At 71.1% G+C, this 13,468-nt stretch carries 11 protein-coding genes; 8 read left to right on the forward strand and 3 right to left on the reverse strand.

Annotated features, from left to right (window positions below):
- Window positions 1-71 precede the first annotated feature (71 nt).
- The 3 genes from SPRI_RS26945 to SPRI_RS26955 all read left to right on the forward strand — a co-directional run bounded on the left by SPRI_RS26945 (window position 72) and on the right by SPRI_RS26955 (window position 2,194).
- Complete coding sequence (locus SPRI_RS26945) at window positions 72-677, forward strand: cell division protein SepF (protein ID WP_005318709.1); 606 nt, start codon at window positions 72-74, stop codon at window positions 675-677.
- 70 nt (window positions 678-747) lie between these two features.
- Window positions 748-1,044, forward strand: coding sequence for a YggT family protein (locus SPRI_RS26950; protein WP_005318710.1), 297 nt, complete (start codon window positions 748-750; stop codon window positions 1,042-1,044).
- A 49-nt stretch (window positions 1,045-1,093) separates the two neighbouring features.
- Window positions 1,094-2,194, forward strand: a complete 1,101-nt coding sequence (locus SPRI_RS26955; RefSeq protein WP_005318711.1) for a DivIVA domain-containing protein — start codon at window positions 1,094-1,096, stop codon at window positions 2,192-2,194.
- Between the two features lie 410 nt (window positions 2,195-2,604).
- Here SPRI_RS26955 and ileS read toward each other — a convergent pair whose 3' ends face one another.
- Window positions 2,605-5,745: an isoleucine--tRNA ligase gene (gene ileS / locus SPRI_RS26960; RefSeq protein WP_005318713.1), complete on the reverse strand. Its 3,141-nt coding sequence runs from the start codon at window positions 5,743-5,745 to the stop codon at window positions 2,605-2,607.
- A gap of 561 nt (window positions 5,746-6,306) precedes the next feature.
- Between ileS and SPRI_RS36530 the strand changes: the two genes are divergently transcribed.
- The 4 genes from SPRI_RS36530 to SPRI_RS26985 are packed head-to-tail and all read left to right on the forward strand — an operon-like array spanning window position 6,307 to window position 10,321.
- A complete protein-coding gene (locus SPRI_RS36530; protein WP_107082449.1) occupies window positions 6,307-8,271 on the forward strand; it encodes a TraR/DksA family transcriptional regulator in 1,965 nt (654 codons plus the stop codon).
- Window positions 8,272-8,331: 60 nt separating this feature from the next.
- On the forward strand, window positions 8,332-8,892 hold the full coding sequence (lspA, locus tag SPRI_RS26975) for a signal peptidase II (RefSeq protein ID WP_005318716.1): 561 nt from the start codon (window positions 8,332-8,334) through the stop codon (window positions 8,890-8,892).
- Between the two features lie 17 nt (window positions 8,893-8,909).
- Window positions 8,910-9,851 (forward strand): RluA family pseudouridine synthase, encoded by a 942-nt coding sequence (locus SPRI_RS26980; protein WP_005318718.1) that lies wholly within the window; start codon window positions 8,910-8,912, stop codon window positions 9,849-9,851.
- Window positions 9,848-10,321, forward strand: coding sequence for a GNAT family N-acetyltransferase (locus tag SPRI_RS26985; RefSeq protein ID WP_005318720.1), 474 nt, complete (start codon window positions 9,848-9,850; stop codon window positions 10,319-10,321). Before SPRI_RS26980 ends, SPRI_RS26985 begins: the two co-directional genes overlap by 4 nt.
- A gap of 53 nt (window positions 10,322-10,374) precedes the next feature.
- Here SPRI_RS26985 and SPRI_RS26990 read toward each other — a convergent pair whose 3' ends face one another.
- A complete protein-coding gene (locus SPRI_RS26990; RefSeq protein WP_005318722.1) occupies window positions 10,375-11,529 on the reverse strand; it encodes a mechanosensitive ion channel family protein in 1,155 nt (384 codons plus the stop codon).
- Window positions 11,530-11,575: 46 nt separating this feature from the next.
- Between SPRI_RS26990 and SPRI_RS26995 the strand changes: the two genes are divergently transcribed.
- Complete coding sequence (locus SPRI_RS26995) at window positions 11,576-12,145, forward strand: dienelactone hydrolase family protein (protein WP_005318723.1); 570 nt, start codon at window positions 11,576-11,578, stop codon at window positions 12,143-12,145.
- 152 nt (window positions 12,146-12,297) lie between these two features.
- On the opposite strand, the gene SPRI_RS27000 is transcribed toward SPRI_RS26995, so the two are convergent.
- Window positions 12,298-13,296: a zinc metalloprotease gene (locus SPRI_RS27000; protein ID WP_050791584.1), complete on the reverse strand. Its 999-nt coding sequence runs from the start codon at window positions 13,294-13,296 to the stop codon at window positions 12,298-12,300.
- Window positions 13,297-13,468: the final 172 nt, after the last annotated feature.

Consider the following 13,468-nt stretch of genomic DNA (forward strand, 5'->3'; position numbering starts at 1 on the left):
CGGGCAGACCGAGTGGATCGCGGGCACTTGGTGACGAATGCCGATCCACCACAGAGCGGAGGACTCAGAGAATGGCCGGCGCGATGCGCAAGATGGCGGTCTACCTCGGCCTCGTGGAGGACGATGGGTACGACGGCCGGGGTTTCGACCCCGATGACGACTTCGAACCCGAGCCGGAGCCCGAGCGGGAGCACCGGCGGCACCAGCCTCCCCGCCAGATCGAGCGTGAGGAGCCGGTGCGGGTGGCTGCGCCACCTGCGCCGCGCGAGCCGGTCGCCCTCCCCGTCGACAGTGGACGCCCGGCGCGGATCGCCCCCGTGGCATCCATCACACCTGAACGCCCGAGCATGGAGAAGAGTGCACCGGTGATCATGCCCAAGGTCGTGTCCGAGCGGGAGCCCTACCGCATCACCACGCTGCATCCGCGGACCTACAACGAGGCCCGTACCATCGGGGAACACTTCCGCGAGGGCACCCCCGTGATCATGAATCTCACGGAGATGGACGACACCGATGCGAAGCGACTTGTCGACTTTGCCGCGGGACTCGTCTTCGGTCTGCATGGCAGCATTGAGCGGGTGACGCAGAAGGTGTTCCTGTTGTCGCCTGCTAACGTCGATGTCACGGCGGAAGACAAGGCCCGCATCGCAGAGGGCGGGTTCTTCAACCAGAGCTGAGAAAAGACACCGGGAACGACCCGGCCGAACGGCCGGCGAAGACGAGAGTCAGGGGAGAGGGAAGCGCGGGATGGGCGTCGCACTGGATGTGGTCTACATCGCGCTGATGTGCTTCCTTGTCGTGCTGATCTTCCGGCTCGTCATGGACTACGTCTTCCAGTTCGCCCGTTCATGGCAACCCGGCAAGGCGATGGTGGTCGTTCTGGAGGCCACCTACACTGTCACCGATCCACCGCTCAAGCTTCTGCGGCGATTCATCCCGCCGTTGCGTCTCGGGGGCGTGGCACTCGACCTGTCCTTCTTCGTTCTGATGATCATCGTCTACATCCTGATCTCCATCGTGCGCGGCTTGGGGAACTCGATGTGAGCGATACGGTCCTGCCGACTGCCGACGACTACGTAGAGGTGAAGAAGAGATGCCGCTGACTCCCGAGGACGTGCGGAACAAGCAGTTCACGACCGTCCGCCTCCGAGAAGGCTATGACGAGGACGAGGTCGATGCCTTCCTCGACGAGGTCGAGTCCGAGCTGACCCGTCTGCTCCGCGAGAACGAGGACCTGCGCGCGAAGCTGGCCGCGGCGACGCGTGCCGCCGCGCAGAACCAGCAGCAGCAACAACAGGGCATGCGCAAACCGCCGGAGCCCCAGGACGGCCGCGGCCCGGGCGGTCCCGGTGCCCCCGTGCCCGCCGCCATATCAGGACCGCCGGTCCAGCAGCAGCCCCCGCAGATGGGTCCGCCCCAGCTGCCGGGTGGAGCACCGCAGTTGCCGGCCGGTCCCAGCCACGGCGGCCCCCAGGGTCCTGGCGGCCCGATGGGCCCCGGCCCGATGCAGGGCGGACCCATGGGTGGCCCGATGGGCGGTCCCATGGGCGGACACGGCGGCCCGCAGGGCCCCGGTCCGATGGGTCAGGGCCCCGGTGGAGACAGCGCCGCGCGCGTGCTCTCGCTGGCCCAGCAGACCGCTGACCAGGCGATCGCGGAGGCCCGTTCCGAGGCCAACAAGATCGTCGGCGAGGCGCGTTCGCGCGCCGAGGGCCTGGAGCGGGACGCCCGCGCCAAGGCCGACGCCCTCGAGCGGGACGCCCAGGAGAAGCACCGCGTCGCCATGGGCTCCCTCGAGTCCGCGCGCGCCACGCTGGAGCGCAAGGTCGAGGACCTGCGCGGCTTCGAGCGCGAGTACCGGACCAGGCTGAAGTCCTACCTGGAGAGCCAGCTGCGTCAGCTGGAGACCCAGGCGGACGACTCCCTGGCCCCGCCGCGCCAGCCCGCGGCCGCGTCGCTGCCGCCGTCCCCGGCGCCTTCCATGGCACCGGCCGGCGCGAGCGCCCCGTCCTACGGCAACCAGACGATGGGCGGCCACGGGCCGTCGCCGTCCGGCCCGTCGTACGGCGGCCAGCAGCAGATGTCGCCGGCGATGACCCAGCCGATGGCACCGGTGCGGCCGCAGGCGCCGCAGCCGATGCAGCAGGCGCCGTCGCCGATGCGCGGTTTCCTGATCGACGAGGACGACAACTGACGGGGTTGCGCGCGCAGCGCGCTTAGCCGTCGGCAGACTGCGGGGCCGGGCCCGGGACGTGACACACGTCCCGGGCCCGGCCTTTTTGCGCGGTGGGGGGTGCGTGGCGCCTGCGGCGGGCTTGTTCCCCTACCCGCCCCTTCCCGTAACCGGGCTCCGCCCGGACCCGTACCGCGCTTCGCGCGGTGCCCTCAATCGCCGGGCGGGCTGGATTTCGCTCCGCGAAATCAGCCCCGCCGGCGATTGAGGCGCGGGGGTCCGGGGGCGGAGCCCCCGGCTACGGGAAGGGGCGGGGTGGGGAAGAGCTCCGCGCAGCGGCCTCCCCGGGCCGCCCCCACCCCGCACCCGCCCCCCGGAAACGCCCGCGGGCCCGGTCACAAGCGTGACCGGGCCCGCAGGGGCAGGGCGTGCTACGCCTTGCGCAGGCGGAACGTGAGCGACAGGCCCTCGTCCGTGAACGCCGCGCCGTACGTGTCGTCCGGCGCCCCGCCCTCCGCGAACTCCGTCGCCAGGACCTCGTCCGCGATCAGCGACGCGTGGTCGGAGAGCGCCGACGTGACCTCGGGGTCCTCGGAGGACCAGCGCAGGGCGATACGGTCCGCCACGTCCAGGCCGCTGTTCTTGCGGGCCTCCTGGATGAGGCGGATCGCGTCACGGGCCAGGCCGGCCCGGCGCAGCTCCGGCGTGATCTCCAGGTCCAGCGCGACCGTCGCGCCGGAGTCGGAGGCGACCGACCAGCCCTCCCGCGGGGTCTCCGTGATGATGACCTCCTCCGGGGACAGCGTGATCGTCTCGCCGTTGACGTCGAGCGTCGCCTCGCCGGACCGGAGCGCCAGGGAGAGCGCGGCGGCGTCCGCGGCCGCGACCGCCTTGGCCACGTCCTGGACGCCCTTGCCGAAGCGCTTGCCCAGCGCGCGGAAGTTGGCCTTGGCCGTGGTGTCCACGAGCGAGCCGCCGACCTCGGACAGCGACGCCAGCGAGGAGACGTTCAGCTCCTCCGTGATCTGGGCCTGGAGCTCGTCGGAGAGCGCCGAGAAGCCGTTCGCCGCCACCAGCGCCCGCGAGAGGGGCTGGCGGGTCTTCACCCCGGACTCGGCACGCGTCGCCCGGCCCAGCTCCACCAGGCGGCGCACCAGCGCCATCTGGGACGAGAGAGCCGGGTCGATGGCGTCGAGGTCGGCCTCGGGCCAGGAGGCCAGGTGGACGGACTCGGGGGCGTCCGGTGTCACGGGGGCGACCAGGTCCTGCCAGACCCGCTCGGTGATGAACGGCGTCAGCGGGGCCATCAGCCGCGTGATCGTCTCCACCACGTCGTGCAGCGTCCGCAGCGCCGCGGCGTCGCCCTGCCAGAAGCGGCGGCGGGAGCGGCGCACGTACCAGTTCGACAGGTCGTCGACGAAGGCGGACAGCAGCTTGCCGGCGCGCTGGGTGTCGTACGCCTCCATCGCCTGCGTGACCTGGTCCACCAGGGCGTGCAGCTCGGAGAGCAGCCAGCGGTCGAGGACCGTGCGCTCGGCGGGGGCCGGATCGGCGGTCGAGGGGGCCCAGCCCGAGGTGCGGGCGTACAGGGCCTGGAAGGCCACCGTGTTCCAGTACGTGAGCAGCGTCTTGCGCACGACCTCCTGGATCGTGCCGTGGCCCACGCGCCGCGCCGCCCACGGCGAGCCGCCGGCGGCCATGAACCAGCGGACGGCGTCCGCACCGTGCTGGTCCATCAGCGGGATCGGCTGAAGGATGTTGCCCAGGTGCTTGGACATCTTGCGGCCGTCCTCGGCGAGGATGTGGCCGAGGCAGACCACGTTCTCGTACGACGACTTGTCGAAGACCAGCGTGCCGACGGCCATCAGCGTGTAGAACCAGCCGCGCGTCTGGTCGATCGCCTCCGAGATGAACTGCGCCGGGTAGCGCTTCTCGAAGATCTCCTTGTTCTTGTACGGGTAGCCCCACTGCGCGAACGGCATCGAGCCCGAGTCGTACCAGGCGTCGATCACCTCCGGCACGCGCGTCGCCGTGGCGGAGCACTGCGGGCAGTCGAAGGTGACCGCGTCGATGTACGGCCGGTGCGGGTCCAGGTCCGAGTGGTCGGTCCCGGTCAGCTCGGACAGCTCGGCGAGCGAGCCGACGCAGGTGAGGTGGTCGTCCTCGCAGCGCCAGATCGGCAGCGGCGTGCCCCAGTAGCGGTTGCGGGACAGGGCCCAGTCGATGTTGTTGTTGAGCCAGTCCCCGTAGCGCCCCTGCTTCACCGAGTCGGGGAACCAGTTCGTGGCCTCGTTCTCCGCCAGCAGCCGGTCCTTGACGGCCGTCGTGCGGATGTACCAGGACGGCTGCGCGTAGTACAGCAGCGCGGTGTGGCAGCGCCAGCAGTGCGGGTAGCTGTGCTCGTACGGGATGTGCTTGAAGAGGAGACCGCGGGCCTCGAGGTCTGCGGTGAGCGCCTCGTCCGCCTTCTTGAAGAAGACACCGCCGACCAGCGGCACGTCCTCCTCGAAGGTGCCGTCGGGGCGGACGGGGTTCACGACCGGCAGACCGTAGGCGCGGCAGACCTTGAGGTCGTCCTCACCGAACGCGGGGGACTGGTGGACCAGACCCGTACCGTCCTCGGTGGTCACGTAGTCGGCGTTGACGACGAAGTGCGCCTCGGCCGGGAACTCCACCAGCTCGAACGGACGCCGGTAGGTCCAGCGCTCCATCTCCGCGCCGGTGAACGTCTGCCCGGTGGCCTCCCAGCCTTCGCCGAGCGCCTTCTCCAGCAGCGGATCGGCGACGACGAGCTTCTCGTCGCCGTTCGTCGCCACGACGTACGTGACGTCGGGGTGCGCGGCGACCGCCGTGTTGGACACCAGGGTCCACGGGGTGGTCGTCCACACCAGGAGCGCGGCCTCGCCCGCGAGCGGGCCGCTCGTCAGCGGGAAGCGCACGAAGACGGAGGGGTCGACGACCGTCTCGTAGCCCTGCGCCAGCTCGTGGTCGGACAGGCCGGTGCCGCAGCGGGGGCACCAGGGTGCGACGCGGTGGTCCTGGACCAGCAGGCCCTTGTTGAAGATCTCCTTCAGCGACCACCACACCGACTGGACGTAGTCCGGGTCCATGGTGCGGTAGGCGTCGTCGAGGTCGACCCAGTAGCCCATGCGGGTCGTCAGCTCGGCGAAGGCGTCCGTGTGCCGGGTCACCGACTCGCGGCACTTGGCGTTGAACTCGGCGATGCCGTACGCCTCGATGTCCTTCTTGCCGGAGAAGCCGAGCTCCTTCTCGACGGCGAGCTCGACCGGCAGGCCGTGGCAGTCCCAGCCGGCCTTGCGGCCCACGTGGTAGCCGCGCATGGTGCGGAAGCGGGGGAAGACGTCCTTGAAGACGCGGGCCTCGATGTGGTGCGCGCCGGGCATGCCGTTCGCCGTGGGCGGGCCCTCGTAGAACACCCACTCGGGGCGGCCCTCGGACTGCTCGAGGCTCTTGGTGAAGATCTTGCTCTCGCGCCAGAAGTCGAGCACGGCGTGCTCGAGCGCGGGCAGGTCGACCTGGGCCGGCACCTGACGGTACTGGGGGGGTGTCATCTACGAACTCCTCCGGCGGACAGTTTCTCTTCCGTCGGAGGGACGAGAGCGCCGATGCTGCGCGGCTCCCGCGGTACCACCCTCCTTGGCGGTGCACAGGTCACCGCCCCCTCATTGGGGTCGCGACGCCGGTTCTACCGGCCACGGGGTCCCGTGGCTTTCTTCCGGCGGCTCCGGGGTGATGCTTCACATCGCGCTCGCCCCCGGGCTCTCACCGTCCCCGGGTCGCTCATGGCTGCGTACGACGCTACTCGTCCCCATCCACGCCTTTCGCTGGGCCCAGTGTACGGGCCTCCATGGCGGGCGTCCGACCGCTTTTTCGACGGCGGGGCGGTTGACCCGAATGGCCACACCGGCCACCTGGACGTCCTCCCGGGGTGCGGTGCCTGCCGCCCGGCGGATTACCGGGCGGAGAGCTGGGCACAACCGATGCAGTCCCGGCTTCTCGCTGCGCGGGGCGGGCCGAACCGGCGGCGTGCCCCGTTGCCGCGGGGCTGGGGTCGATTTATCGTCCCAGCACGATTCGCGAGCAAGATCACAATATGTGAAGGGGCCGCGGCCATGGTGGCGAAGAAGACTGCCGGCAGGACGGCGTCCGCGCGGTCCGCCGCCGCGGGGGCGGGCTCCGGGAGGCCCGCCTCCCCGGAGCCCGCCGGGAAGAAGGCCGCGCCCCGGAGGTCCACGGCCAGGACGGCCGGCAACGCCGCGGAGCCGCCTGCCCGCAAGAGGGCCACCGCGGGAGCGCCGGGTACGGCGGCCCGCGCCACCGGCGGATCCGCGTCGCACAAGACGTCCGGCGGCGGGACTCCGGCGGAGAAGTCGACTGCGAGCGGGTCGGCGGCCGGGAAGACCCCGGCGAAGAAGGCGGTGGCCGAGGAAGCGGCCGGGACCGGACGTGCGGCCGGGAAGACCGCCGCGAAGAAGACGACCGAGCCGGCAGCGGGCGGCGCGACAGTCAAGGAGACCCCGGCGAAGAGGACCTCGACCAGGACGAGCCCCGCCCGGACCGGTGCCGCCGCCAAGGTGTCGACGGCGGCGGCCGACGAGGCCGCAGCAGAGGCGCCGCCGGCCGGCAGGGCGGCCGCCAGGACGAAGAAGACGACCGCAGCAGCCGCTGATCCGGGCGCCGAGGCGGCCCCGGCCGGTAAGGCGGCATCCAGGTCCAGGAGGACGACCGCGGCCGAGGCGGTGACGGCGACCGACGAGACCGAGGTCGACGACCACGCAGCTGAGGCCGTCCCGGCCGGTAAGGCGGCATCCAGGTCCAGGAGGACGACTGCGGCCGAGGCGGTGACCGCGACCGACGAGACCGAGGTCGACGACCACGCAGCTGAGGCCGTCCCGGCGGGCAAGGCGGCCACCAGGTCCAAGAAGACGACCGCTGCCAAGAAGTCGGCGGCCAGGACGACCCAGGCGAAGGAGGCCGCGACCGGCGAGGCAGCAGTCGAGGATCCGGGAGCCGGGACGGCCGGAGGCGGCAAGGCCGCCAGGCCCAAGAAGAAGACCCCGGTCAAGAAGGCGGTGGCTCACGAAGCCCCCGACGAGGCGGGGGCGGCCGGGAAGGCGGCCGCCAGAACGAAGAAGGCAGCCAGGACGACCGCGGCCGACGAGGACGCAGCCAGAAGGCCCGGAGTCGAAGCCGACCCGGCCGGTAGGGCGGCTGCCACGACGAAGGAGACGACCGCGGCCGACGAGGCAACAGACGGGAAGCCGGGAGCCGAGGCCGGTACCACGGCCGCCAAGGTCGGGAAGACGGCCACCGGCGGCAAGGCGGCCAGGCCCAGGAAGGAGACCCCCGCCGAGAAGGCGGTGGCCCACGAAGCCGCCGCAGAGGCGGGGGCGGACGGTGCCGGGAAGAAGGCGGCGCCGGTGAAGAGGAGCACGGCCCGCAGGGCCGCGAAGAAGGCCGGGAAGGACGCCGACCCGGCGCCCGGACCGGTGACCACGGAGGTCGTCGACCGGGCGACCGCCGCGACACAGGCCGCGCCCGCGGCCGAGGGGGCGGCCGAGGCCGCGAAGCAGACAGGAGCCAGGACGGTGGCAGCGAAGAAGACCGCGGGTAGGGCATCAGGCGCAGGCGGGAGCGCGGTGGCGGTCACCACGGCTCCCGCGGCGGCCGCGACACCGCCGGGTGAGCTGGCGGTGCGGCCCGGTGAGGATCCGTGGACCCAGTCGGAGGTGGACGAGGCGCGGGCCGGGCTCGAGGGTGAGGCGGCCCGGCTGAACGCGGAGATCACCTCCTCCGAGGCGGCGCTCGCAGGGCTGATGCGGGACTCCGGCGACGGCGCCGGCGACGACGAGGCCGACACCGGCGCGAAGAACATCACGCGCGAGCACGAGATGGCGCTCGCGGCCAACGGCCGCGAGATGCTCGAGCAGACCGAGCGCGCTCTGCAGCGGCTCGACACCGGCACGTACGGCCTGTGCGAGAGCTGCGGGAAGCCGATCGGCAAGGCCCGGATGCAGGCGTTCCCGCGGGCGACCCTGTGCGTCGAGTGCAAGCAGAAGCAGGAACGCAGAGGCTGACCGCGCGGAGGTGTGCCGTACCCTCGTCCTTGGTCAGAAACCTAGGGTTGAGGGACTCACGTGGCAGAGGCGGAGCGCATCATCGGTACGCCAGATGTTGACGACGAGGCTGCGGCGTCCGCCGAGCCGCCGAAGGGCAAGCGCAAGATCGCCGTGCTGTTCGCGGTGGCGCTCGTCGCCTATCTGCTCGACCTCGGCAGCAAGCTGCTCGTGGTGGCCAAGCTGGAGCACCACGAGCCGATCGAGATCATCGGCGACTGGCTGAAGTTCGAGGCGGTGCGGAACCCGGGCGCCGCGTTCGGCATGGGTGAGGCCTTCACCATCATCTTCACCTGCATCGCGGCGACCGTGATCGTCGTGATCGTGCGGCTGGCGCGCAAGCTCTACAGCGGTCCCTGGGCGGTCGCCCTCGGTCTGCTGCTGGGCGGGGCGCTCGGCAACCTGACGGACCGGATCTTCCGTTCGCCCGGCGTCTTCGAGGGCGCGGTCGTGGACTTCATCGCGCCCGCGCACTTCGCCGTTTTCAACCTCGCGGACTCCGCGATCGTGTGCGGCGGCGTCCTCATCGTGCTGCTCTCGTTCAAGGGCCTGGACCCCGACGGGACAGTCCACAAGGACTGACAAGGCATACTCGACGGGTGAGTACGATTCCCGAGATCCGCACCCTGCCCGTACCCGACGGCCTGGAGGGTGAGCGTGTGGACGCCGCCATCTCCCGGATGTTCGGGTTCTCCCGTACGAAGGCCGCTGAGCTGGCCGCTGCCGGGAAGGTGCAGGTCGACGGCTCGGTCGTCGGAAAGTCCGAGCGTGTGCACGGCGGCGCCTGGCTCGAGGTGGAGATGCCGCAGGCCCCCGCGCCCGTGCAGATCGTCGCCGAGCCGGTCGAGGGCATGGAGATCGTCCACGACGACGACGACATCGTCGTGATCGTCAAGCCGGTCGGTGTGGCCGCGCATCCCAGCCCCGGCTGGACCGGCACCACCGTCATCGGCGGTCTCGCGGCCGCCGGTTACCGCATCTCCACGTCGGGCGCATCCGAGCGCCAGGGCATCGTGCACCGTCTCGACGTCGGCACGTCCGGGCTGATGGTCGTCGCCAAGTCGGAGCGCGCGTACACGCTGCTCAAGCAGCAGTTCCGGGAGCGGGTCGTCGACAAGCGCTACCACGCGCTCGTCCAGGGCCACCCGGACCCGCTGAGCGGCACCATCGACGCCCCCATCGGCCGGCACCCCACCGCGGACTACAAGTGGGCGGTCACGGCGGAGGGCAAGCCCTCGGTGACGCACTACGACCTGATCGAGGCCTTCCGCGCCGCCTCGCTGCTGGACATCAAGCTGGAGACCGGCCGCACGCACCAGATCCGGGTGCACATGGCCGCGCACCGCCACCCCTGCGTGGGCGACCTGACCTACGGCGCCGACCCCACGATGGCGAAGCGGCTCGGTCTGACCCGGCAGTGGCTGCACGCCGTGCGTCTCGGCTTCGAGCACCCGTCGGACGGGCAGTGGGTGGAGTACGAGAGCACCTACCCGGACGACCTCCAGCAGGCGCTGGACCGGATCGAGGCGGAGAGCGCGTGACGGTGTACAGCGTGCGTGTGGCCGTGGACCGGTCCGACCGGGAGGCGTGCTTCGCCGTCCGCAAGGAGGTCTTCGTCGCCGAGCAGCAGGTGCCGGAGGACATCGAGTACGACGCGTACGACGCCGAGGACGCGGACACCATCCATGTCCTCGCCGTGGCCGAGGACGGCCGCCCGCTCGGCACCGGGCGGCTGCTGCACGGCGCTTCGGCGCTCAAGAAGACCGGTGGCGATCTCACGGTCGGTTCGCTGGGCAGGCTCGCGGTCAGCAAGGCGGCGCGCGGCCTCGGCGTGGGTGTGGCGCTCGTGCGGGCCATGGAGGAGGCGGCACGGACGCGTGGACTCGCGGCCGTGGACCTGCACGCGCAGACCCATGCGATCGGCTTCTACGAGCGGCTCGGCTACGCGGCCTACGGCCCCGAGTTCATGGACGCCGGCATTCCGCACCTGGCGATGCGGCGGGCCCTCTAGCACCGGCCCGGCCCCCGGCCCGCCGCGCGGTCCGGGGCGACGGGGGGGGGGCGTCAGCCGCGGCCCGTGCGGGGGGCCTCGCCGTCCGTGGGCGTGTAGTCGCCCGCGTTGTTGCTGTGGATCTCTTCCTTCCGCGGGGGAGCGGCTTGCCGCGGCCACTGGCCGTCCGGCGGCAGAGAGGCCGCGGCGGTGGCGATCCGGGGCAGGGCGTACGGATGCTTCTCGTACAGCCAGGCGATCATCTGCTCCCGCACGGTGCAGCGGGCCGTCCAGATGTCGTCGGCGTCCTTCGCGGTCACGACCGCACGGACCTCGATCGTGCTCGGTGTGGTGTTCGTCACGGCCAGGCTCCAGTCCCTGCCGTCCCAGGCCTTGCAGCCGGCCAGGATCTCCTGGAGCTTCTCGCGCATCAGGGGGATGGGCGCCGAGTGGTCCAGCTGGAAGTAGACCGTGCCGGTCATCTGGGCGCCGCCGCGCGACCAGTTCTCGAACGGCTTGCTCGTGAAGTACGACACCGGCATGGTGATGCGGCGCTCGTCCCAGGTCCGTACGGCGAGGAACGTGAGGGTGACCTCCTCCACGACGCCCCACTCGCCGTCCACCACCACCGTGTCCCCGATGCGGACCATGTCGCCGAAGGCGATCTGGAAGCCGGCGAAGAGATTGCCCAGGGTGGACTGGGCCGCGACACCGGCGACGATGCCGATGATGCCCGCGGACGCCAGCATCGAGGCGCCGAACTTCTCCATGCCGGGGAACGTCAGCAGCATCGCGGCGACGGCGACCACGGCGACGACCGCCGTGACGATCCGCATGATCAGCGTGATCTGGGTCCGCACCCTGCGGACCCGGGCCGGGTCGCGCGTGGAGGACGCGTATCGGGTGTACGAGGACTCCACGACGGCGGACACGATGCGGGTCACCAGCCAGGCGCTCGCGCCGATCAGGACCAGTGAGAGCACATGGCCGATGGCCGTCTCATTGCGCTCGACGAGCGACCAGCGGGTCTCCCGGTAGGCGCCCCTGAGCAGAGCCCCGAGGACGACCACCTGGAGCGGCAGCCGACACCTGCGCAGCATGTCCCACAAGGGGGTCTCGGGGTGGCGGTCGTCGATCCGGCGCAGTACGCGGTCGACGGCCCAACCGAGCGCGAGGGTGAGCAGGACCGCTCCGCCGATGACGGCCGAGGGGCGCAATATGTTCTCCATGTCTCCGTAACTCCGTGCCGGTGAAGGCGGCTGGCAGGATGGCCGGATGAACGTCATCCTTTTCCATTCGACCTTCGGTCTGCGCCCCGCGGTGCACGCGGCCGCGGACCGGCTGCGTGCCGCAGGGCACGAGGTGCGCGTGCCCGACCTGTTCGAGGGGCAAACCGCCGGGACCGTCGAGGAAGGCAGAGACCTCAGGGAGAAGATCGGCACGGACGAGCTGCTGCGGCGGGCGATCCACGCCGCCGCGCCCTACTCGGACCAGGGGTTGGTCTACGCGGGGTTCTCGCTCGGCGGGGCCCTCGCGCAGAATCTGGCGCTCGGTGACGAGAAGGCGCGCGGGCTGCTGCTCCTCCACGGCACGTCCGACATCGCGGAGGGGGCGAGCGTGGACGGCCTGCCGGTGCAGCTGCACGTCGCGGACCCCGATCCGTTCGAGCCGCACGACTGGCTGAACACCTGGTACCTGCGGATGCAGCGGGCGGGTGCGGACGTGGAGGTGCACCGCTATCCGGGGGCCGGGCATCTGTTCACCGACCCCGATCTGCCCGACTACGACGAGACGTCGGCCGAGCAGACCTGGCGGACGGCCCTCGGGTTCCTGGAGACGCTCTGACGGGCGGCACGTTGAGCGACAGCGGGCCGCCCGGCCGTCGCGGCCACGGCGGTTGAGGCCGCACACGGCGGTCCGCCGGGCCGTCGAGGCCGCACACGGCGGTCCGCCCGGCGCGCACAGGGCGCGCCGGGCGGACCGGTGAAGCGGTGGGATCAGGCGCGGTAGGCCGTCCAGTGGTCCTTCATCCGCTGCACCTGGCCAGAGGTGAACTGGTACATGCAGGCGTCGTACGTGTAGTCCATGAAGTTGTGGATCGGGTCCACACCGGTCTTGCTGGCGCAGCTGTCACGGCCCGTCGGGCAGGCGTACGCCGGGCTCTTCTCGGCCGGGGTGTCGGTGACGTAGTCGCCGTTGCCGTTACAGCCGCCCTGGAAGGTGTGGTACAGGCCCATCCAGTGGCCGACCTCGTGGGTGGCGGTGTCGCCCTCGTCGTAGTTGGCGGCCGAGCCACCGGGCAGCGAGGCGTCGAGCACGACCACGCCGTCCATGGACGGGTTGGAGTTGTACGAGGACGGGAAGGTCGCCCAGCCGAGCAGGCCGCCGCCGAGCTTGGCGGTGTAGAAGTTCAGCGCGCCGGCGCCGCCCTGGCGGAGGGTGGACTTCATCTGCTTCTCGGCGGTGGAGCCCGAGGTCAGGTTGTACCAGGAGGCGTTGTTCGTGTAGTCGGTACCGGCCAGCGTGAACTGGAAGCCCGAGTCGACGTTGCCGGTGCCCTGGCCGGCGTAGGCCGCGTTCAGGACGGCCAGCTGGCTGTTGATCTGGCTGCTGGTGAGCTTGCCCGTCTCGCCGTCGTGGATGACGTGGAAGTAGACCGGGATCGTCGTCGCGGCGGCCACGGAGAGGCCACGGTTGGTGGTGCGGGCGGCGTCGAGTCTCTTCTTGAGGTCCGCGTCCATGGCCTTCGCCTTGGCCTCGGAGATCTCGTTGGGCTCGTGGGCGTGGTCCGCGCCGGGGCGGGTCTCACGGGCGGCGGCGCCGGCGTGCACGTCCTCGGCGCACTCTTCGGCGGACGCGGCGGCCGAAACGGCCGCCTTCGGCGCGGCGACGCTGCCCGGAGCGGAGAGCGGGGCGATGGCCAGGGTTCCGGCCATGATCGCCGTACCGACTGCGCGGTGGCGCAGTCGGGGGGATATACGGGCAAGAGCGCGCATTACGTCTCCTCGCGGGGGGTTGTGAAGGGGGCCTTTCCTGGCCACCGCGGGGAGATTACGGGTGCATGTCAGATCTTGATGAGGATCCTTCAAGCCCAATCAATCCAAGGGTGATTACGGACATCAGGAAGAAACGTTTCGGCCGTGTCCGGGGTTTGAGATCCGCATGTAA

It is taken from the genome of Streptomyces pristinaespiralis, assembly GCF_001278075.1.
Taxonomy (GTDB): domain Bacteria; phylum Actinomycetota; class Actinomycetes; order Streptomycetales; family Streptomycetaceae; genus Streptomyces; species Streptomyces pristinaespiralis.